Raw genomic sequence first — 22452 nt, forward strand, 5'->3', positions numbered from 1 at the left:
TTGCCACTCAACCCTGAGGTGCAAAGTGTTAAAAAAAGTTCTCCCCCTGCTGGCGCTGTTCGCGCTGCCTGCTTTTGCCAAACCCGTCCTGACGGTCTACACCTACGACTCGTTCTCCGCCGACTGGGGCCCTGGCCCGGTCGTCAAAAAAGCCTTTGAAGCTGACTGCAACTGCGAGCTGAAGTTCGTGGCGCTGGAAGATGGCGTTTCGCTGCTCAACCGCCTGCGCATGGAAGGAAAAAACAGCAAGGCCGACGTCGTGCTCGGGCTGGATAACAACCTGCTGGAAGCCGCCTCGCAAACCAAACTGTTTGCCAAAAGCGGCGTAGCGGCAGATGCCGTTAACGTGCCGGGCGGCTGGAAGAACGACACTTTTGTGCCGTTCGACTATGGCTACTTTGCTTTTGTTTACGACAAAAACAAGCTGAAAACCCCGCCGAAGAGCCTGAAAGAGCTGGTGGAAAGTGACCAGAAGTGGCGCGTGATTTATGAAGATCCGCGGACCAGCACGCCGGGCCTGGGCCTGCTGCTGTGGATGCAAAAGGTCTACGGGGATAAGGCGCCGGAAGCGTGGCAGAAGCTGGCCGCCAAAACCGTCACCGTGACCAAAGGCTGGAGCGAAGCCTATGGCCTGTTCCTCAAAGGTGAAAGCGACCTGGTGCTGAGCTACACCACCTCCCCGGCTTACCACATTATCGCCGAGAAGAAAGACAACTATGCTGCCGCAGATTTTGCGGAAGGGCACTATCTGCAGGTAGAAGTGGCGGCGCGTACCGCTGCCAGCAAACAGCCCGAACTGGCCGAGAAGTTCCTGAAATTTATGGTTTCACCGGCATTCCAGAACGCGATTCCCGCAGGCAACTGGATGTATCCGGTCACTAACGTTGCGCTGCCTGCAGGTTTTGAACAGTTGACCAAACCGAAAACCTCGCTGGAGTTTACGCCGCAACAGGTCGCCGCGCAGCGTGCCGCATGGGTAAGTGAATGGCAACGCGCCGTCAGCCGTTAATTCCCGGCGGGTTACTGCCCGGGCTGCTCGCCGCCGTCGTAATGGTGGCAGTCAGCCTGGGGGCTTTTCTTGCATTGTGGTTTAACGCGCCAGAGAGCGACCTGCTCGCCCTCTGGCACGACAGCTACCTTTGGCACGTCATTCGGTTCTCTTTCTGGCAGGCGTTTCTTTCTGCCCTGATGTCGGTGATCCCGGCTATTTTTTTGGCACGCGCGCTGTATCGGCGGCGTTTCCCCGGCAGGCAGGCCCTGCTGCGCCTGTGCGCCATGACGCTGATACTGCCCGTGCTGGTAGCGGTATTTGGCATTCTGAGCGTTTACGGTCGCCAGGGCTGGCTGGCATCGCTGTTCGCCGAGCTTGGTCTGGAATGGTCATTCTCGCCTTACGGACTGCAGGGCATTCTGCTGGCGCACGTCTTTTTCAATATGCCGATGGCAACGCGCCTCTTTTTGCAGGCGCTGGAGAACATTCCCGGCGAGCAGCGCCAGGTTGCCGCCCAGCTCGGCATGCGCGGCGTGTCGTTCTTCCGCTTTGTTGAATGGCCGTGGCTGCGCCGCCAGCTTCCGCCCGTGGCGGCATTAATCTTCATGCTCTGCTTTGCCAGCTTTGCCACCGTGCTGTCGCTCGGCGGCGGGCCGCAGGCCACCACCATTGAGCTGGCGATTTACCAGGCGCTGAGTTACGACTACGATCCCGGTCGTGCCGCGCTGCTGGCGATGGTGCAGATGGCGTGCTGTCTTGCACTGGTGCTGTTGAGCCAGCGGCTGAGTAAAGCCATTCCCGCTGGTAGTCATCAAATAACCGGCTGGCGCGATCCGCAGGACAGCCTGCACAGCCGCGTCAGCGATTTTGTCCTGATCGGGCTGGCGCTCCTGCTGCTGTTGCCGCCGCTGCTGGCCGTTATCGTTGACGGGCTGAACCTCAATCTCATGTCAGTCCTGCAACAGCCCGTCCTCTGGCAAGCCACCTGGACCTCGCTGCGTATCGCGCTGGCGGCAGGGTTACTGTGCGTCATCCTGACCATGATGCTGCTGTGGAGCAGCCGTGAGCTTTACGCCCGCCGGGCGCAAAAAGCCGGACAAATGCTGGAGCTGACGGGCATGCTGATTCTGGCAATGCCGGGGATCGTGCTGGCAACGGGCTTCTTTTTACTGTTTAACAGCACCATCGGCCTGCCGGAAAGCGCCGACGGTATTGTGATCTTTACCAACGCCTTAATGGCCATCCCTTATGCGCTCAAGGTGCTGGAAAACCCGATGCGCGACGTCAACAGCCGCTACGGTTTGCTGTGCCAGTCGCTGGGCATGCAGGGCTGGCAGCGGCTCAAGGTGGTCGAACTGCGCGCGCTAAAGCGTCCGCTGGCACAGGCGCTGGCGTTTGCCTGCGTGCTCTCTATTGGGGATTTTGGGGTCGTGGCGCTGTTCGGCAATGACGATTTCCGCACGCTGCCATACTGGCTCTATCAGCAGATCGGCTCTTACCGCAGTCAGGACGGCGCGGTCACCGCGCTGTTACTGCTGCTGCTGTGCTTTGCCTTATTTACCGTTATCGAGAAACTTCCGGGGCGTGATGTTAAAACTGACTGATGTAACCTGGCTTTACCAGCATCTGCCGATGCGCTTCACGCTCTCCGTGCGTCAGGGGGAGACGATCGCCGTGCTTGGCCCAAGCGGCGCGGGAAAAAGCACGCTGCTTAATCTGATTGCGGGTTTTCTGCAGCCGGCAAGCGGATCGATCGTCATAGATAACCGGGATCATACCCACACGCCGCCCGCAAAACGTCCTGTCTCAATGCTGTTTCAGGAAAACAACCTGTTTACCCACCTGACGGTGCGGCAAAACATCGCGCTGGGAATGCACCCGGGACTCAGGCTGAACGATGACCAGCGCCATAAGCTGGAGGTCATTGCCGCGCAGATGGGGATCACCGGGTTTATCGACAGGCTGCCGGGCGAGCTTTCCGGCGGCCAGCGTCAGCGCGTGGCGCTGGCGCGTTGTCTGGTGCGCGAGCAGCCGATACTGCTGCTGGATGAGCCGTTCTCGGCGCTCGATCCCGCGCTGCGTCAGGAGATGCTGGCCCTGGTGCAGGAGGTCTGTCAGAGCCAGCAGCTGACGATGCTGATGGTTTCGCACAGTATTGAGGATGCCGCACGGATTGCGCCGCGAACGGTAGTGGTTGCTGAAGGACGAATTGCGTGGGATGGGAAGACGGAAGAGCTGCTCAGTGGTCAAGCGAGGGCGTCTTATTTGTTGGGGATTAGTCCGGCCTGATGCCCTCACCCTGACCCTCTCCCACGGGGAGAGGGTACAAACATTAAAAACGGCAACCAGAGTTGCCGTTTTGCTTTTACCTTGTGCGGCCTGATGCCCTCACCCTGCCCCTCTCCCATGGGGAGAGGGTACAAACATTAAAAACGGCAACCAGAGTTGCCGTTTTGCTTTTACCTTGTGCGGCCTGATGCCCTCACCCTGACCCTCTCCCACGGAGAGAGGGAAATAGTCCTTAACGACTGACCACTTTTAATAAAATCTCACCGTACACCGGCATCATTGGGTGGCGAATCAATACCACCAGCGCCACAACCGCAACGCCCAGCGTCAGCGGAGCCAGCCAGAGCAGGCGAGTTCGTGGGAGATAGCGCGTCAGGCGATCGACACTGGCTTTCGCGCTGCGCCACAGTCGCCAGCAGAGCCATGCCGCCAGCCACAGCAGCAGCGCCGTGCCCAGCAGCAGCCACTTAAACTCACCGCTTTGCATACCGTCAGGAATATCAATGGCAGCACCCGCGAGGATCCCCGGCAGGAAGTAGAACGGCGGCCAGAAGACGCAGCCGATAATATTTGGCACCACGAATTTCGCAACGGGCAGATCCAGCATCCCGGCCACCATCGGCACCAGCGGACGCGTTGGCCCTACGAAGCGGCCGACGAGAATGGTAAACATGCTGTGCTGGTGCAGCGCATGCTCGGTCTTATCCAGCAAGGCTTTGTTCTTTTTCATGAACGACCAGCGATGCAGCGGCTTCTTAAAGCGCCAGCCCAGCCAGAAGGAGATCCAGTCGCCGAGCAGGCAGCCGATAATCCCGGCCAGCCACGCCTGCCAGAAATTGACCTCACCGCTGCCGATCAGGGCCCCAAGCCCGGCCATCATCACGGTACCGGGCAGGATTAACCCGACGAGCGCCAGCGATTCCAGAAACGCCACCAGCGCCACGGCGATGAGCGAGTACATAACGGACTGGGTAATAAAGTGTTCCAGCAATGCCTGCATAACTATTCCGGTCAGAAAACGAATCAGCGATTCTGCTTAGCGCCCCGCACCGCGTCAAGGCAACAATTGTCTGAATAGTTTACAGGTTGCTTCCCGCATTCACCTGTTTGTTTATCTTTTTTTACCGTTTATTCACATCCCGCGCGAAATTCACTCGGGCTGGCACCGGTACATTTTTTAAATACGCGGGAGAAATAGAGCTGATCCTCAAAGCCCACGTTGCGCCCCACGGTTGCGATCGGCATCCTGGTGGTGCTAAGCAGCAGCTTCGCCTGGCTGATGCGCTGATCCTCGCGCCAGCTTAATACGCTGACGCCCAGCTGCTGGCGGAACAGATGCGACAGCCGCGACGGCGACAGGCAGACGTGCTGAGCAACGCTGGCGATATCAAACTGGCTATCGGCCAGGTGGTCGCTGATGTACTGGCAGGCGTCGCGCACGCGATTATCCAGCGGTGGGTTAAGCGACTCGTTAATCGCCTCCATCCGTCGCAGCAGGAGCTGTTCAAGCAGGTTAATCGCCAGCAGTTCAGCGTAGCGACCTCCGGCCTGTCCCGCCTCAATAATCTGCGCAAAAAGCTCGCGAAACAGCGCCAGATGAACCTCATCCGGGCGATAAAAACCGGTGTGCGCAAAAATCGCCGGCCAGGAAAGCCACTCCTGCCAGTAGGCGCGTGGACGGAAGTAGACCCACTGGTGATACCACTCTTTGGCATCCGGATGACGGCCATAGTGGTGGATCTCCCCCGGCGGGAACAGCAGGATATCTCCCGGGCGGCAGACGAACTGCTGGTCGCCGTTCTTGATGATCCCTTCCCCTCGCACTGTCAGGTTGAGGATATACCCTTTCATCCCGAGCGGTCGGTCGACGTAAAAGTCGAGATATCCCTCAGCCTCGATAGGGGTCAGTCCCGCCACAAGGTGCGCGTTAAACGAGTATCCCGGCAGCAGGGGATCGTTTTGCGTTTCGGCCATAGATTCAGTTCTCCCAAGGGTCCTGAAGGAAACCAATTGTCCATATCACTAAAAGCAGGTTAAAAATGGCCCGCGAAAAGATCCAAAAAGCATCATGCCGCTTTTACGTCCGCCATGTTTCAGCCTTTCCCCCTGATTTCTCCGCCAGAGCAGGCAGATAAGCAGTAACAAAAGTGTCTATAAGTGCGGCAGAAATGTCCACATTGAATATTTGCACGGCGTCACACTTTCCGTTGTAACAGCAATTTAGTCCATAAGATTAGCGGATCCTGCCTGACGGCTTTTGTCCCCAGTCTCTAATGTTCTTCCATACCTGTTTTTTCGATGGAGCAACACCATGGCAATTGCGATTGGCCTCGATTTTGGCAGCGATTCGGTTCGCGCGCTGGCAGTGGACTGTACGTCCGGCCAGGAGATAGCAACCAGCGTTGAGTGGTACCCGCGCTGGCAAGAGGGGCGCTACTGTGATGCGCCGAATAACCAGTTTCGCCACCACCCGCGTGACTATATCGAGTCGATGGAAGCGGCGATCAAAACCGTCCTGGCCGAACTGACCGACGCCCAGCGGGCGGATATTGTTGGGATTGGCGTCGACAGCACCGGCTCCACGCCTGCCCCTGTGGATGCCGAAGGCCGCGTGCTGGCGCTGCGCCCGGAGTTCGCCGACAACCCGAACGCCATGTTCGTGCTGTGGAAAGACCATACCGCCGTGGAAGAGGCCGAAGCCATCACCCGCCTGTGCCATCAGCCGGGCAAAACAGACTACTCGCGCTACATCGGCGGGATTTATTCCAGCGAATGGTTCTGGGCCAAGATCCTCCACGTCACCCGTGCCGATGCCTCCGTCGCACAGGCTGCGGCGTCATGGGTTGAGCTGTGCGACTGGGTGCCTGCCCTGCTCTCCGGCACCACCCGCCCGCAGGATATCCGCCGCGGCCGCTGCAGCGCCGGGCATAAATCCCTTTGGCATGAAAGCTGGGGCGGCCTGCCTCCGGCCGCGTTCTTCGATGAACTCGACCCGATTATCAACAAGAGCCTGACATATCCGCTGTTTACCGACACTTTCACCGCCGATGTTCCCGTCGGTACCCTCTGCGAAGAGTGGGCAACGCGCCTCGGTCTGCCGCAGAACGTGGCGATCTCAGGCGGCGCCTTTGACTGCCATATGGGCGCCGTAGGCGCGGGCGCACAGCCAAACACGCTGGTCAAAGTCATCGGGACTTCCACCTGCGACATCCTGACGGCGGATAAAGCCACCGTCGGCGACCGCGCGGTAAAAGGCATCTGCGGCCAGGTGGACGGCAGCGTGGTGCCGGACTTCATCGGTCTGGAAGCCGGTCAGTCCGCGTTTGGCGATATCTACGCCTGGTTTGGTCGCGTGCTCGGCTGGCCGCTGGACCAGCTGGCGGCGGCGCATCCTGAACTGAAAACCCAGATAGCGGAGAGTAAAAAGCAGCTTCTGCCGCAGCTCACCGAAGCCTGGGCCAAAAATCCGTCTCTCGATCACCTCCCGGTGGTGCTGGACTGGTTTAACGGTCGCCGCACGCCGTTTGCCAACCAGCGCCTGAAAGGGGTGATCGCGGATCTCAACCTGGCGACCGACGCGCCCGCGCTGTTCGGCGGTCTGATTGCCGCAACGGCCTTCGGTGCCCGCGCCATTATGGAGTGCTTCACCGACCAGGGCATCGACGTGAACAACGTGATGGCGCTGGGCGGCATCGCCCGTAAAAACCCGGTGATCGTGCAGGCCTGCTGCGACGTGCTGAACCGTCCGCTGCAGATTGTGGCCTCCGATCAGTGCTGCGCGCTGGGCGCGGCGATTTTCGCCGCCGTCGCCGCGGGCGTCCATGCGGATATCCCCACCGCGCAGCAGCACATGGCGAGCGCCGTCGAAAATACGCTCCAGCCGCGCGTCCAGCAGGCACAACGCTTTGAACAGCTTTATCAGCGCTACCAGCAGTGGGCAAAAAGCGCCGAACTTCACTATCTCCCTGTCGCCGCCCCGGCCAAAAGCACCGCGGACACTACGGCAACCCTGACCCATTAAGGACACGATGATGACCATTTTTAATAACTATGAAGTGTGGTTTGTGATTGGCAGCCAGCATCTGTACGGACCGGAAGCGCTGCTGCAGGTCACGAAACACGCGGAGCACGTCGTTAACGCGCTGAACGCGGAAGCTAAACTGCCGTGCAAGCTGGTGCTGAAACCGCTGGGCACCACGCCGGACGAAATTACCCACATCTGCCGCGACGCCAACTACGACGATAAATGCGCCGGTCTGGTGGTGTGGCTGCACACCTTCTCACCCGCCAAAATGTGGATCAACGGTCTGTCTATCCTCAACAAACCGCTGCTGCAGTTCCATACCCAGTTCAACGCCTCCCTGCCGTGGGACAGCATCGACATGGACTTTATGAATCTGAACCAGACCGCACACGGCGGCCGCGAGTTCGGCTTCATTGGCGCGCGTATGCGTCAGCAGCACGCGGTCGTAACTGGCCACTGGCAGGATGGCAAAGCGCAACAGCGTATCGGCTCCTGGATGCGTCAGGCGGTCTCTAAGCAGGATACCCGCCACCTGAAAGTGGTGCGCTTTGGCGACAACATGCGTGAAGTGGCGGTCACCGACGGCGACAAAGTGGCCGCGCAGATCAAGTTCGGCTTCTCCGTGAATACCTGGGCCGTGGGCGACCTGGTGCAGGTGGTGAATGAAATCAGCGATGGAGACGTAAGCGCGCTGGTGGACGAGTACGAAAGCAGCTACCGCCTGACGCCTGCGGCACAAATTAACGGCGACAAGCGTCAGAACGTGCTGGACGCGGCGCGCATCGAGCTGGGCATGAAGCGCTTCCTGCAACAGGGCGGTTTCCACGCCTTTACCACCACCTTTGAGGATCTCCACGGCCTGAAACAGCTGCCGGGCCTGGCGGTACAACGTCTGATGCAGCAGGGCTACGGCTTTGCCGGTGAAGGCGACTGGAAAACTGCCGCTCTGCTTCGCATCATGAAGGTGATGTCGACCGGTCTGCAGGGCGGCACCTCCTTTATGGAGGACTACACCTATCACTTCGAAAACGGCAACGACCTGGTGCTCGGCTCGCACATGCTGGAAGTGTGTCCTTCCATCGCGGTAGAGGAAAAACCGATCCTCGACGTGCAATACCTCGGCATCGGCGGTAAAGCCGATCCGGCGCGTCTGATCTTCAACACCCGCACGGGCCCGGCCATCAACGCCAGCCTGATCGATCTTGGCGATCGTTTCCGCCTGCTGGTGAACTGCGTCGATGCGGTTGAAACGCCACATTCTCTGCCGAAACTGCCGGTCGCCAACGCCCTGTGGAAAGCACAGCCGGATCTGCCGACCGCGTCAGAAGCCTGGATCCTGGCCGGTGGCGCGCACCATACCGTCTTCAGCCACGCGCTGGATCTGAACGACATGCGTCAGTTCGCCGAGCTGCACGATATCGAACTGACCGTCATTGATAACGACACGCGCCTGCCCGCCTTCAAGGACGCGCTGCGCTGGAACGAAGTCTATTACGGTTCAAAACGCTAAAGCACGAAATGCCCGGTGGCGCCGCGTTTACCGGGCCTACGATCCTGTAGGCCGGATAAGCGAAGCGCCATCCGGCACTGGAGACAACAATGTTAGATGAGCTCAAACGGCAGGTACTTGAAGCCAACCTGGCGCTGCCAAAACATAATCTGGTCACCCTGACCTGGGGCAACGTGAGCGCCGTTGACCGCGATAAAGGCGTGTTCGTGATCAAGCCTTCCGGCGTCGATTACGCGGTGATGACGGCGGACGATATGGTCGTTGTCAGCATCGAAACGGGTGAAGTGGTGGAAGGGAACAAAAAGCCGTCGTCCGATACGCCGACTCACCGCCTGCTCTACCGATCGTTCCCGACCATCGGCGGCATTGTGCATACCCATTCACGCCATGCGACCATCTGGGCGCAGGCGGGCCAGTCCATCCCGGCGACCGGCACCACCCACGCGGACTATTTTTACGGCACGATTCCCTGCACGCGTTTGATGACCGATGCGGAAATCAACGGCGAGTATGAGTGGGAAACCGGTAACGTGATCGTTGAGACCTTCGAAAAACAGGGAATCGACGCGGCGCAAATGCCCGGCGTGCTGGTGCACTCCCACGGCCCGTTTGCCTGGGGGAAAAACGCGGAGGACGCGGTGCATAACGCCATCGTGCTCGAAGAGATCGCCTATATGGGGATCTTCTGTCGCCAGCTGGCGCCGCAGCTGCCGGATATGCAGCAAACCCTGCTGGATAAGCATTATCTGCGCAAGCACGGTGCAAAGGCCTATTACGGGCAGTAAATCCCCTCACCCTGACCCTCTCCCCCGAGGGGAGAGGGGACTGGCCGGTGCGGTAATCAACGTTAGCGCAGAACTGGGTTTTCTCCCTCTCCCCTCCGGGGAGAGGGCGGGGTGAGGGGCCACCGTTAAAATATTACTGTATAAAACCCCAGCAAATCCACCTCAACCAGGCTATAATCAGGCCTGGTTTTGTTTTCTGGGATAACGGCGTGGCGCAGGCGCAAGAAGGTTTTTTACTGACCCGACACTGGCGGGATACCCCTCAGGGCACCGAGGTCGCGTTCTGGCTGGCAACCGACAACGGTCCGCTGCACGTTACTCTGCCCCCGCAGGAATCCGTGGCCTTTATTCCTGAAGCCCACGTCGAAAAAGTGAAGCAGCTGCTGCGCGGCGAGAACGGCTGGCGCATAACCCCGCTTGAACTGAAAGATTTCCACCGTCAGCCGGTTTACGGCCTCTACTGTCGCGCCCATCGACAGCTGATGCGCTATGAAAAACTGCTCCGCGAGGCGGGCGTGACGCTCTACGAAGCCGACATCCGCCCACCGGAGCGCTTTCTGATGGAGCGGTTCATTACCGCACCCGTCTGGGTCGACGGCACCGCGCATAGCGGCAGCCTCGTTAACGCGCGGCTGAAGCCGAACCCACACTACCGCCCTCCGCTGAAGTGGGTCTCCCTGGATATCGAAACCACCCGCCACGGCGAACTGTACTGCATTGGCCTGGAAGGCTGCGGCGATCGGGTTGTCTATATGCTCGGGCCGCCGAATGGCGATGCGTCCGCGCTGGATTTCCGGCTTGAGTACGTCAACAGCCGCCCGCAGCTGCTGGAGAAGCTTAACCAGTGGTTTGCCGACTACGATCCTGACGTGCTGATCGGCTGGAACGTGGTGCAGTTCGACCTGCGCGTGCTGCAAAAGCACGCCGAGCGCTACCGCATCCCGCTGATGCTCGGGCGCGGCAACAGCGAGCTGGAATGGCGCGAGCACGGTTTTAAGAACGGCGTTTTCTTCGCACAGGCGAACGGCCGCCTGATTATCGACGGCATCGAGGCGCTCAAGTCCGCCTTCTGGAACTTTTCTTCATTCGCCCTCGAAGCCGTCGCGCAGGAACTGCTTGGCGAAGGCAAATCCATCGACAACCCCTGGGACAGAATGGACGAGATCGACCGGCGCTTTAACGAAGACAAACCGGCGCTCGCCACCTATAACCTGAAAGACTGCGAGCTGGTCACGCAGATATTTCACAAAACCGAGATCATGCCGTTCCTGCTGGAGCGCGCGACGGTGAACGGCCTTGCGGTCGACAGGCATGGTGGATCGGTTGCCGCCTTTAGCCATCTCTATTTTCCGCGGATGCACCGGGCAGGATACGTCGCCCCTAACCTCGGGGACGTACCGCCGCAGGCCAGCCCCGGCGGCTACGTCATGGACTCCAGGCCAGGATTGTATGACTCCGTTCTGGTGCTGGACTACAAAAGCCTCTACCCGTCGATTATCCGCACCTTCCTGATCGATCCCGTCGGGCTGGTTGAGGGCATGGCCCAGCCGGATGATGAACACAGCACCGAAGGCTTCCTCGGCGCACGTTTCTCGCGCGAAAAACACTGCCTGCCTGAAATCGTGGGAAACATCTGGCACGGCCGCGATGAGGCCAAGCGCCACGGCAACAAGCCGCTATCACAGGCGCTGAAAATTATCATGAACGCCTTCTACGGCGTGCTGGGTACCAGCGCCTGCCGCTTCTTCGACCCGCGGCTGGCGTCGTCGATCACCATGCGCGGGCACGAGATCATGCGTCAGACCAAAGCGCTGATTGAATCCCAGGGCTATGACGTCATCTACGGCGACACGGACTCTACCTTTGTATGGCTCAAGGGCACGCATTCAGAAGACGACGCCGCCCGCATCGGCAAAGATCTGGTCGCCTTCGTGAACGACTGGTGGCAGGAGCATTTGCAGAAAGAGCGGTTAACCAGCGCGCTGGAGCTGGAATTTGAAACCCATTTCGCCCGCTTTTTAATGCCCACCATTCGCGGTACCGATCAGGGCAGCAAGAAGCGCTACGCCGGGCTGATTCAGGAAGGCGACGCGCAGCGGATGGTTTTTAAAGGGCTCGAGACGGTACGTACCGACTGGACGCCGCTGGCGCAGCAGTTCCAGCAAACGCTCTATCTGCGGGTGTTTCGCAATGAGCCGTATCAGGACTACGTGCGCGAGACGATAGCCAGCCTGATGGCGGGCGAGCTTGACGCGCAGCTGGTGTATCGTAAACGCCTGCGCCGCCCGCTCGCGGAGTACCAGCGCAACGTTCCTCCGCACGTCCGCGCCGCGCGCCTCGCGGACGAAGAAAACCTGCGCCGTGGCCGCGCGCCGCAGTATCAGAACCGGGGCACCATCAAATACGTCTGGACGATAAACGGTCCGGAACCGGTGGATTATCAGAACTCGCCTCTGGATTACGAACACTATCTGACGCGCCAGCTTCAGCCGGTTGCTGACGGAATTTTGCCCTTCATCGACGACGACTTTGCTACACTGGTTACAGGGCAACTTGGCCTATTTTGACGCGTGACGAAATGGCTGCCATCCAGTACCATAGCGCCCTTTCCATTCCCGGACCCATTTTTCGATGACCGTCTTTTTTGACGGTGGTCGAACTATTGCCTGCAATTAAAGATTAGAGCCGAACAACTATGCCTTTTACACTTGGTCAACGCTGGATCAGCGATACAGAAAGCGAACTTGGATTAGGAACCGTCGTTGCCGTTGATGCGCGCATGGTTACCCTCCTCTTCCCTGCCACTGGTGAAAACCGCCTGTACGCTCGCAATGACTCCCCTGTAACCCGCGTGATGTTTAATCCGGGTGACACCGTGACCAGCCATGACGGCTGGCAGCTCAAGATTGAAGACGTAAAAGAAGAGAATGGACTGCTCGCCTATATCGGGACTCGCCTGGACACCGACGAGACCAATGTCATCCTGCGCGAAGTGCTGCTCGACAGCAAGCTGGTGTTCAGCAAGCCGCAGGACCGCCTGTTTGCCGGGCAAATCGACCGTATGGATCGCTTCTCGCTGCGCTATCGCGCGCGTAAGTTCCAGAGTGAACAGTACCGCATGCCGTGGAGCGGCCTGCGCGGCCAGCGCACCAGCCTGATCCCCCACCAGCTGAACATCGCCCATGACGTGGGCCGTCGCCACGCGCCGCGCGTGCTGCTGGCAGATGAAGTAGGCCTGGGTAAAACCATTGAAGCGGGTATGATCCTGCATCAACAGCTGCTTTCAGGCGCAGCCGAGCGCGTGCTGATTGTGGTCCCGGAAACCCTGCAGCATCAGTGGCTGGTTGAGATGCTGCGCCGCTTCAACCTGCGTTTCTCTCTGTTCGATGACGAACGCTACGCCGAAGCGCAGCACGATGCGGACAACCCGTTTGAAACCGAACAGCTGGTGATTTGCTCTCTGGACTTCGTGCGCCGCAGCAAGCAGCGTCTTGAGCATCTGTGCGATGCCGAGTGGGACCTGATGGTGGTCGACGAAGCGCACCACCTGGTCTGGAGCGAAGATGCGCCGAGCCGCGAATATATGGCTATCGAGCAGCTTGCCGAGCGCGTGCCTGGCGTCCTGCTGCTGACCGCAACGCCGGAACAGCTGGGTCTCGAAAGCCACTTCGCCCGTCTGCGCCTGCTCGATCCAAACCGTTTCCACGATTTTGAGCAGTTTGTGGAAGAACAGAATAACTACCGTCCAGTGGCGGATGCCGTCGCCCTGCTGCTGGCGGGCAAGCGTCTTTCAAATGACGAACTCAACACCCTGAGCGATCTGATTGGCGAGCAGGATATCGAGCCGCTTTTGCAGGCTGCGAACAGCGAGAACGACAACGCGGAATCCGCGCGTAAAGAGCTGATCGACATGCTGATGGACCGCCACGGCACCAGCCGCGTGCTGTTCCGTAACACCCGTAACGGCGTCAAAGGCTTCCCGAAACGCGAGCTGCATACGATTAAACTGCCGCTGCCGACGCAGTATCAGACGGCGATTAAAGTCTCCGGCATTATGGGCGCGCGCAAAACCCAGGAAGAGCGCGCCCGCGATATGCTTTATCCGGAACAAATCTACCAGGAGTTTGAAGGCGATACCGGCACCTGGTGGAACTTCGATCCGCGCGTGGAGTGGCTGATGGGCTACCTGACCGCGCACCGCTCCCAGAAAGTGCTGGTGATCTGCGCCAAAGCGGCTACCGCGCTGCAGCTGGAGCAGGTCCTGCGCGAGCGCGAAGGCATTCGTGCCGCCGTGTTCCACGAAGGCATGTCCATCGTTGAACGCGACCGCGCCGCGGCGTGGTTCGGGGAAGAGGACAGCGGCGCACAGGTTCTGCTGTGTTCCGAAATCGGTTCTGAAGGCCGTAACTTCCAGTTTGCCAGCAACCTGGTGATGTTCGATCTGCCGTTCAACCCGGATCTGCTGGAACAGCGTATTGGTCGTCTGGATCGTATCGGTCAGGCGCATGATATTCAGATCCACGTGCCGTATCTTGAAAAAACGGCGCAGTCCGTGCTGGTACGCTGGTTCCACGAAGGTCTGGACGCGTTTGAACATACCTGCCCGACGGGCCGCACGATTTACGATCAGGTGCATGCCGATCTCATCGGCTACCTCGCCGCGCCGGAAAACGCGGAAGGGTTTGATGAGCTGATCAAGTCCTGCCGCGAGAAGCACGACGCGCTGAAAGCGCAGCTGGAGCAAGGGCGCGACCGCCTGCTGGAGATCCACTCCAACGGCGGTGAAAAAGCGCAGGCGCTTGCCGAAAGCATTGAAGAGCAGGATGACGACACCAGCCTGATTAGCTTCTCAATGAACCTGTTCGACATCGTCGGCATCAACCAGGATGACCGTGGCGAGAACCTGATTGTCCTGACGCCGTCCGATCACATGCTGGTTCCGGATTTCCCGGGCCTGCCGGAAGATGGCTGTACCATCACCTTTGAGCGTGATGTGGCGCTGTCCCGCGAAGACGCCCAGTTTATCACCTGGGAACACCCGCTGATCCGCAACGGTCTGGACCTGATCCTCTCCGGCGATACCGGCAGCAGCACCATCTCCCTGTTGAAAAACAAGGCGCTGCCGGTGGGGACTCTGCTGGTGGAGCTGATCTACGTTGTGGAGGCGCAGGCGCCGAAACAGCTGCAGCTCACCCGCTTCCTGCCGCCAACGCCCGTCCGCCTGCTGCTGGACAAAAACGGCACGAATCTGGCGGGACAGGTCGAGTTCGAAAGCTTCAACCGACAGCTGAGCGCGGTAAACCGCCATACGGGCAGCAAGCTGGTGAACGCGGTCCAGCAGGACGTGCACGCTATTCTGCAACTGGGCGAAACCCAGATTGAAAAAGCGGCCAGAACGCTGATTGACGCCGCGCGCAGCGAAGCCGACGAGAAACTCTCCGCGGAGCTGTCCCGTCTGGAAGCGTTAAAAGCAGTCAACCCGAACATCCGTGACGACGAGCTGGCGGCGATTGAAAGCAACCGTCAGCAGGTGCTGGAAAGCCTGAATCAGGCTGGCTGGCGTCTGGATGCCCTGCGTCTTATCGTTGTGACGCATCAGTAAACGGAGCGCAAGATGGTGATGGAGCCTTACAATCCGCCACAGGATCCCTGGCTGGTCATTCTGTATCAGGATGAACACATTATGGTGGTCAACAAGCCCAGCGGCCTGTTGTCCGTGCCGGGGCGTCTGGACGAGCACAAAGACAGCGTGATGACGCGCATTCAGCGCGATTATCCGCAGGCGGAGTCCGTCCATCGCCTTGATATGGCCACCAGCGGCGTGATTGTGGTGGCGCTGAATAAAGCGGCGGAACGCGAGCTGAAGCGCCAGTTCCGCGAGCGCGAGCCGAAAAAGCAGTATGTCGCCCGCGTCTGGGGCCACCCCGCGCAGGCGGAAGGACTGGTGGATTTACCGCTGATCTGCGACTGGCCGAACCGGCCCAAGCAGAAGGTGTGCTATGAAACCGGCAAGGCCGCGCAGACCGAGTATGAAGTGCTGGAGTACGCGCCGGATAATACCGCGCGCGTCCTGCTTAAGCCGATTACCGGACGATCGCACCAGCTGCGCGTGCATATGCTTGCCCTGGGTCATCCGATTCTGGGTGACCGCTTCTACGCGCCGCCTGAAGCGCTGGCCTTAGCGCCACGTCTGCAGCTGCACGCGCAGACGCTCACCATCACCCATCCGGCCTTCGGTAACGCGATGACCTTTAAAGCCCCGGTGGACTTCTAAAAAAAGCCCGACACCGTCGGGCTTTTTCTTACTTGAAACCTTTCTTCTCTTTAATGAGCTCGTACGCTTTCTGGATTTCCTGCGCCTTTTGCTTCGCCATCTCCATCATTTCCGGCGGTAAGCCTTTCGCGACCAGCTTGTCCGGATGGTGCTCGCTCATAAGCTTACGATAGGCGCGTTTGATCGTGGTCTGATCGTCAGAAGGCTTTACGCCAAGAACGTTGCAGGCATCTTCCAGCGTCGGACCACGCTGCGCCTGCTGCCAGGCACCGCCGGACGACTGCTGGTGATAGCCGCCGCCAAACTGCGCTCCGCCCTGCATCATGCGCAGGAACTGGTCGAACTGCATACGGGAAATACCCAGCTCTTCCGCAATGACGTACAGCACATCACGTTCATTAGGGTGTAGTGAACCGTCCGCGAAGGCCGCCTGGATTTGAATTTCCAGAAACATCCGAATTAAATCAAAACGTCCAAAACAGATGCTGCGGAACTGACGCATTTTTTCACGAAGCGGATAGTTATCGGATTTACCGATGCGAAACGCATTTTGCGCTTCCAGACGGGAGTCGCCGTGCAGGTTCATGCGATCCATAAAAACGCTGGCAATCTGAATATCGGCTTCTGTGACGCGCCCTTTGGATTTGGTTAAGTGCCCCATCACCTCAAAAGTGGTGGAGAAAAAGAGTGACTGACGCTCGCGCTGATTGGCAAACCAGGCCATTTTGCGGCTGCGCGCCTTATCAAACATATGGCCGATAATAAGCCCAAGCACAATCCCCCAGAACCCGGCACCCATGATGATGGCGAACGCAACGCCGATTATTTTACCCCAATACTGCATATACTCCCCGGATAGTCATATTCCTGGCCGACGCAACGTCATCATCACTGTGTTCAAGTCACGGTCAATTGAAGGACATCGCCTATAATTTGCTTTATCATACTCGTCATTCGATAGCGAGCCTAACACTCTGGCACGCAAACGGGCAGGATTAACGCTGGTACTGCGCAGATGAGTAAGATAGTCTCTGAGCGTTTGTAAGCCGTAGCCACTGATGACGGAACAATAAAATACAACGTATGAAAAAACGTATCCCCACCCTCCTGGCCACAATGATTGGCTCCGCCCTGTACAGTCAACAGGGGCTGGCGGCCGATCTCGCCTCGCAGTGTATGCTTGGCGTCCCAAGTTATAATCGCCCACTGGTGAGTGGCGATACAAATAGCTTGCCGGTAACCATTACTGCCGACAGTTCGAAAGGGACTTACCCTGACAATGCCACGTTTACGGGCAATGTAGATATTAATCAGGGCAACAGTCGCCTGCAGGCCGATGAAGTGCAGCTGCACCAGAAGCAACCGGAAGGTGCGGTCGAGCCGGTGCGAACGGTGGATGCACTGGGTAATGTGCACTATGACGACAATCAGGTCATCCTGAAAGGTCCGAAAGCCTGGTCAAATCTGAATACTAAAGACACTAACGTCTGGAAAGGTGATTACCAGATGGTGGGTCGCCAGGGGCGCGGTGACGCGGACCTGATGAAACAGCGCGGTGAAAACCGCTATACGATCCTGGAAAACGGTACGTTCACGTCATGTCTGCCGGGTTCAAATACCTGGAGCGTGGTCGGGAGCGAGGTTATCCATGACCGCGAAGAACAGGTCGCAGAGATCTGGAACGCCCGCTTCAAGCTGGGTCCGGTGCCGATATTCTACAGCCCTTATCTGCAGCTTCCCGTGGGTGACAAACGTCGCTCCGGTTTCCTGATCCCGAATGCCAAATACAGTACGTCGAACTACTTTGAGTTCTACCTGCCGTATTACTGGAACATCGCGCCAAATATGGATGCGACGATCACGCCGCACTATATCCACAAGCGCGGCAACATCATGTGGGAGAACGAGTTCCGCTATCTGACCCACGCCGGTGCGGGGCTGATGGAGCTGGATTATCTGCCGTCGGATAAAGTCTTCCAGGACGAGCATCCGACCGAAGGTAATAAGCACCGCTGGATGTATTTCTGGCAGCATTCCGGGGTAATGGACCAGGTGTGGCGTTTCAACGTCAACTATACCAAGGTCAGTGACCCTAACTACTTCAACGATTTCTCGTCAAAATACGGTTCAAGTACCGACGGTTACGCCACACAGATCTTCAGCGTTGGCTATGCGGTGCAGAACTTCGATGCGACGGTAACCAACAAGCAGTTCCAGGTGTTCTCCAGCCAGACGGCGAGCACCTATGGCGCCGAGCCGCAGCTGGACGTTAACTGGTACCAGAATGACGTGGGTCCGTTCGACACTCGTATTTATGGTCAGGCAGTGCATTTTGTAAACACCAATTCCAATATGCCGGAAGCCACCCGAGTTCACCTGGAGCCCGTCATCAACTTGCCATGGTCAAATGACTGGGCAAGTCTGAACACGGAAGCCAAGCTGATGGCGACACACTATCAGCAAAAAAATATTGATGATTACAATACCAGCAACAACGCCCATCTTGAGGAGAGCGTAAACCGCACGCTTCCGCAGTTCAAAATGGACGGTAAGCTGATCTTTGAACGCAATATGGGACTTCTGGCGGATGGCTATACCCAGACGCTGGAGCCACGTATGCAGTACCTGTACGTGCCTTATCGCGACCAGAGCAACATCAATAACTATGACTCCTCTTTACTGCAATCTGACTACAGCGGCCTGTTCCGTGACCGTACCTACGGTGGCCTTGACCGTATCGCCTCAGCGAACCAGTTAACGACCGGGGTCACAACACGCGTTTATGATGATGCTGCCGTTGAACGTTTTAACGTTTCTGTTGGTCAAATCTACTATTTCACCGAGTCTCGCACGGGCGATGACAATATAAAGTGGGAGAAAGATAACAAGACAGGTTCGCTGATTTGGGCTGGTGACACCTACTGGCGTATGACCGATCGTTGGGGTCTGCGCGGTGGTGTGCAATATGACACCCGTCTCGACAATATCGCCAACAGTACGGCGGCCATTGAGTATCGTCGGGATGAAGATCGTATGTTGCAGTTGACCTATCGTTATGCCAGCCCGGAATATATTCAGGCGACGTTACCAAACTATGGTACTGCAGAGCAGTATAAAGACGGTATTTCGCAGGTGGGTGGCGCAGCGAGTTGGCCAATCGCCGACCGCTGGTCAATCGTAGGCGCTTACTACTTCGACACTAACGCCAATAAAGCTGCTGACCAGATGGTGGGTCTGCAATATAACTCCTGCTGTTACGCGCTGCGTGTCGGCTATGAACGTAAGCTTAACGGCTGGGACAGTGAAAACAATCAGAGCAAATACGATAACGTGATTGGCTTTAACTTCGAGTTACGCGGCCTGAGTTCCAACTACGGTCTGGGTACGCAGAAAATGCTGCGCTCGAATATTCTGCCGTACAGTAGCGCCTTGTAATGTGCTTGATTTGCAACGTAATCCGCTTTGCGGTTAATTGAAATGGAAAAAGTATGAAGAACTGGAAAACGCTGCTGCTCGGTGTCGCTATGGTTGCGAATACCAGCTTCGCGGCCCCCCAGGTTGTTGATAAAGTCGCTGCTGTAGTTAACAACGGCGTCGTGCTTGAAAGTGACGTTGACGGTCTGATGAAATCGGTGAAGCTCAATTCGGGTGAAGCCGGTCAACAGCTTCCGGATGACGCCACGCTGCGCCACCAGATCCTCGAGCGTCTGATCATGGATCAGATCGTTCTGCAGATGGGGCAGAAAATGGGTGTGAAGGTCACTGACGAGCAGCTCGATCAGGCGATCGCTAACATCGCGAAGCAGAATAATATGTCTTTGGATCAGATGCGCAGCCGTCTGGCCTATGACGGCATCAGCTACGCCACCTACCGTAACCAGATCCGTAAAGAGATGCTGATTTCGGAAGTGCGTAACAACGAAGTGCGTCGCCGCGTCACAATCCAGCCTCAGGAAGTGGACGCGCTGGCAAAACAGGTGGGTAACCAGAACGATGCGAGCACAGAGCTGAACCTGAGCCACATTCTGATCCCACTGCCAGAAAACCCAACGTCCGATCAGGCTGCGGAAGCAGAAAGCCAGGCGCGTTCTATTGTTGAACAGGCGCGTAACGGCGGCGACTTTGGCAAGCTGGCAATCACCTACTCCGCTGACCAACAGGCGCTGAAAGGCGGCCAGATGGGCTGGGGACGCATTCAGGAGCTGCCATCCATCTTTGCCCAGGCGCTGAGTACGGCGAAGAAAGGGGATATCGTTGGTCCTATCCGTTCAGGCGTGGGCTTCCACATTCTTAAGGTGAACGATCTGCGCGGCCAGAGCCAAAATATCTCCGTTACCGAAGTTCACGCTCGCCACATTCTTCTGAAACCGTCACCGATCATGACTGACGATCAGGCGCGTGCGAAGCTGGAACAGATCGCAGCTGACATTAAGAGCGGTAAAACCTCATTTGCGAAGGCAGCAAAAGAGTTCTCTCAGGATCCAGGCTCTGCTAACCAGGGTGGCGATCTGGGCTGGGCAACTGCGGATATTTACGATCCTGCCTTCCGCGATGCGTTGATGAAGCTGAACAAAGGCCAGATCAGCGCGCCGGTCCACTCTTCATTTGGCTGGCATCTGATCGAGCTGATGGACACCCGTAACGTTGATAAAACCGATGCGGCACAGAAAGACAGAGCCTATCGCATGCTGTTTAACCGTAAGTTCTCTGAAGAAGCAGCAACCTGGATGCAGGAACAACGCGCCAGCGCTTATGTGAAAGTTCTGAGCAACTGATGAAACAGCATCGTGTTGTTATCACGCCCGGCGAACCCGCCGGGATTGGGCCTGACCTCGTTGTCCAACTCGCCCAGCGCAGCTGGCCGGTAGAACTGGTTGTCTGCGCCGATGCAACACTGTTACAAGACCGGGCAACGCTGCTCGGTCTGCCTTTAACGCTCATCCCTTACGTTGAAGGCCAACAGCCTGCACCGCAGCAAGCCGGTACGCTCACCCTTCTTTCTGTTCCCCTTCGTACGCCGGTCATCCCGGGACAGCTCAGCACGGAAAACGGCCACTATGTTGTTGAAACCCTTGCGCGCGCCTGCGACGGTTGCCTGAAGGGCGAATTTGCCGCCCTGATCACCGGCCCCGTCCACAAAGGCGTCATCAACGAAGCGGGTATACCGTTTACCGGGCATACGGAGTTCTTCGAAGAGCGTTCTCACAGCCCGAAAGTGGTGATGATGCTGGCGACGGAGGAAATGCGCGTTGCGCTGGTGACCACCCATCTGCCGATCAAAGCTATTCCTGATGCGATCACCCCTGAACTCCTGCGCGAGATCATCGGGATTTTGCATCACGATCTGCAGACAAAATTTGGGATCCCGCAGCCGCACGTGCTGGTTTGTGGTCTCAATCCGCACGCCGGTGAAGGCGGGCATATGGGCACCGAAGAGATAGACACCATCATTCCGGTGCTCAACGAAATGCGGGCGAAGGGGATGAACCTCAGCGGGCCGCTGCCTGCAGATACCCTTTTCCAGCCCAAATACCTGGATAATGCCGACGCCGTGCTCGCGATGTACCACGATCAGGGCCTGCCCGTGCTAAAATACCAGGGCTTTGGCCGCGGGGTGAATATCACCCTCGGTTTACCCTTTATTCGAACGTCCGTTGACCACGGTACTGCGCTGGATCTGGCAGGCCAGGGGAAAGCGGATGTCGGCAGTTTTATTACGGCGCTTAATCTCGCCATCAAAATGATTGTTAATACTCAATGACTAATCGAGTCCATCAGGGCCACTTAGCCCGTAAACGTTTCGGGCAAAACTTCCTTAACGATCAGTTCGTGATCGAAAGCATTGTCTCGGCTATTAATCCGCAAAAAGGTCAGGCGATGGTCGAAATCGGCCCGGGCCTTGCCGCGCTGACCGAGCCGGTAGGCGAACGCCTTGACGAGCTGACCGTCATCGAACTGGACCGCGATCTGGCCGCACGCCTGCAAACGCACCCGTTCCTCGGGCCGAAGCTGACCATCTATCAGCAGGACGCCATGACCATGAACTTTGGCGAACTTTCGGAAAAAATGGGCCAGCCGCTGCGCGTCTTCGGCAACCTGCCGTACAACATCTCCACGCCGCTCATGTTCCACCTCTTTAGCTATACTGATGCCATTGCCGACATGCACTTCATGTTGCAAAAAGAGGTTGTTAACCGTCTGGTTGCAGGCCCGAACAGTAAAGCGTATGGTCGTTTAAGCGTGATGGCGCAATATTACTGCAACGTGATCCCGGTACTCGAAGTACCGCCGTCAGCGTTCACACCACCACCGAAAGTGGATTCAGCGGTTGTGCGCCTTGTGCCGCACAAAACGAAACCGTATCCGGTTAAAGATCTGCGAGTTCTGAGCCGCATTACCACTGAAGCCTTTAACCAGCGCCGTAAAACGATCCGTAACAGCCTGAGCAATTCGTTTACCGTTGAGGTGTTAGCCGAGCTGGGGATCGACCCGGCAATGCGTGCGGAGAACATTTCCGTAGAGCAGTACTGCAAGCTGGCTAATTACATCAGCGATAATGCGCCGCCGAAGGAGAGTTAA

Annotated in this window: 16 protein-coding genes; 13 read left to right on the top strand and 3 right to left on the bottom strand. The window is 57.7% G+C overall.

Annotation, left to right across the window (positions count from 1 at the left end; translation table 11 throughout):
- Positions 1-25 precede the first annotated feature (25 nt).
- The 3 genes from thiB to thiQ are packed head-to-tail and all read left to right on the top strand — an operon-like array spanning position 26 to position 3280.
- Positions 26-1009 carry a thiamine ABC transporter substrate binding subunit gene (gene thiB / locus RVY89_RS15470; protein WP_484825797.1) on the top strand — a complete coding sequence of 328 codons (984 nt, stop codon included), beginning with the start codon at positions 26-28 and terminating at the stop codon, positions 1007-1009.
- Complete coding sequence (thiP, locus tag RVY89_RS15475) at positions 985-2595, top strand: thiamine/thiamine pyrophosphate ABC transporter permease ThiP (protein WP_484825798.1); 1611 nt, start codon at positions 985-987, stop codon at positions 2593-2595. Before thiB ends, thiP begins: the two co-directional genes overlap by 25 nt.
- Positions 2579-3280: a thiamine ABC transporter ATP-binding protein ThiQ gene (gene thiQ, locus RVY89_RS15480; protein ID WP_484825799.1), complete on the top strand. Its 702-nt coding sequence runs from the start codon at positions 2579-2581 to the stop codon at positions 3278-3280. Before thiP ends, thiQ begins: the two co-directional genes overlap by 17 nt.
- A gap of 232 nt (positions 3281-3512) precedes the next feature.
- Here the strand turns inward: thiQ and RVY89_RS15485 are convergent, their stop codons facing one another.
- Together RVY89_RS15485 and araC are read right to left on the bottom strand one after the other, a co-directional pair.
- Entirely contained in the window at positions 3513-4280 is a 768-nt protein-coding gene (locus RVY89_RS15485) for a DedA family protein (RefSeq protein ID WP_484825800.1), read from the bottom strand.
- Between the two features lie 128 nt (positions 4281-4408).
- The gene (gene araC, locus RVY89_RS15490) at positions 4409-5254 is read right to left on the bottom strand and encodes an arabinose operon transcriptional regulator AraC (RefSeq protein WP_484825801.1); all 846 of its coding nucleotides are present in this window, start codon (positions 5252-5254) and stop codon (positions 4409-4411) included.
- Positions 5255-5591: 337 nt separating this feature from the next.
- Between araC and araB the strand changes: the two genes are divergently transcribed.
- The 6 genes from araB to rluA all read left to right on the top strand — a co-directional run bounded on the left by araB (position 5592) and on the right by rluA (position 15873).
- The gene (gene araB / locus RVY89_RS15495; RefSeq protein ID WP_484825802.1) at positions 5592-7301 is read left to right on the top strand and encodes a ribulokinase; all 1710 of its coding nucleotides are present in this window, start codon (positions 5592-5594) and stop codon (positions 7299-7301) included.
- A 10-nt stretch (positions 7302-7311) separates the two neighbouring features.
- Complete coding sequence (araA, locus tag RVY89_RS15500) at positions 7312-8814, top strand: L-arabinose isomerase (RefSeq protein ID WP_484827942.1); 1503 nt, start codon at positions 7312-7314, stop codon at positions 8812-8814.
- Positions 8815-8903: 89 nt separating this feature from the next.
- Positions 8904-9599, top strand: coding sequence for an L-ribulose-5-phosphate 4-epimerase (gene araD, locus RVY89_RS15505; protein ID WP_371899514.1), 696 nt, complete (start codon positions 8904-8906; stop codon positions 9597-9599).
- Between the two features lie 209 nt (positions 9600-9808).
- On the top strand, positions 9809-12166 hold the full coding sequence (polB, locus tag RVY89_RS15510) for a DNA polymerase II (RefSeq protein ID WP_484825803.1): 2358 nt from the start codon (positions 9809-9811) through the stop codon (positions 12164-12166).
- A gap of 128 nt (positions 12167-12294) precedes the next feature.
- Positions 12295-15201, top strand: a complete 2907-nt coding sequence (gene rapA / locus RVY89_RS15515; RefSeq protein WP_484825804.1) for an RNA polymerase-associated protein RapA — start codon at positions 12295-12297, stop codon at positions 15199-15201.
- Between the two features lie 12 nt (positions 15202-15213).
- A complete protein-coding gene (gene rluA / locus RVY89_RS15520) occupies positions 15214-15873 on the top strand; it encodes a bifunctional tRNA pseudouridine(32) synthase/23S rRNA pseudouridine(746) synthase RluA (protein WP_008502014.1) in 660 nt (219 codons plus the stop codon).
- A gap of 28 nt (positions 15874-15901) precedes the next feature.
- Here rluA and djlA read toward each other — a convergent pair whose 3' ends face one another.
- Positions 15902-16717 carry a co-chaperone DjlA gene (djlA, locus tag RVY89_RS15525; protein ID WP_008502016.1) on the bottom strand — a complete coding sequence of 272 codons (816 nt, stop codon included), beginning with the start codon at positions 16715-16717 and terminating at the stop codon, positions 15902-15904.
- A gap of 239 nt (positions 16718-16956) precedes the next feature.
- Between djlA and lptD the strand changes: the two genes are divergently transcribed.
- Genes lptD through rsmA form a run of 4 tightly spaced genes read left to right on the top strand, consistent with a single transcriptional unit; the run spans position 16957 to position 22452 of the window.
- On the top strand, positions 16957-19308 hold the full coding sequence (lptD, locus tag RVY89_RS15530) for an LPS assembly protein LptD (protein ID WP_484825805.1): 2352 nt from the start codon (positions 16957-16959) through the stop codon (positions 19306-19308).
- Positions 19309-19361: 53 nt separating this feature from the next.
- Entirely contained in the window at positions 19362-20648 is a 1287-nt protein-coding gene (gene surA / locus RVY89_RS15535) for a peptidylprolyl isomerase SurA (protein ID WP_484825806.1), read from the top strand.
- On the top strand, positions 20645-21634 hold the full coding sequence (gene pdxA / locus RVY89_RS15540; RefSeq protein WP_484827943.1) for a 4-hydroxythreonine-4-phosphate dehydrogenase PdxA: 990 nt from the start codon (positions 20645-20647) through the stop codon (positions 21632-21634). Before surA ends, pdxA begins: the two co-directional genes overlap by 4 nt.
- The gene (rsmA, locus tag RVY89_RS15545; protein ID WP_023310362.1) at positions 21631-22452 is read left to right on the top strand and encodes a 16S rRNA (adenine(1518)-N(6)/adenine(1519)-N(6))-dimethyltransferase RsmA; all 822 of its coding nucleotides are present in this window, start codon (positions 21631-21633) and stop codon (positions 22450-22452) included. The genes pdxA and rsmA overlap by 4 nt, the downstream gene beginning before the upstream one ends.

The organism is Enterobacter sp. 3U4 (assembly GCF_057224565.1).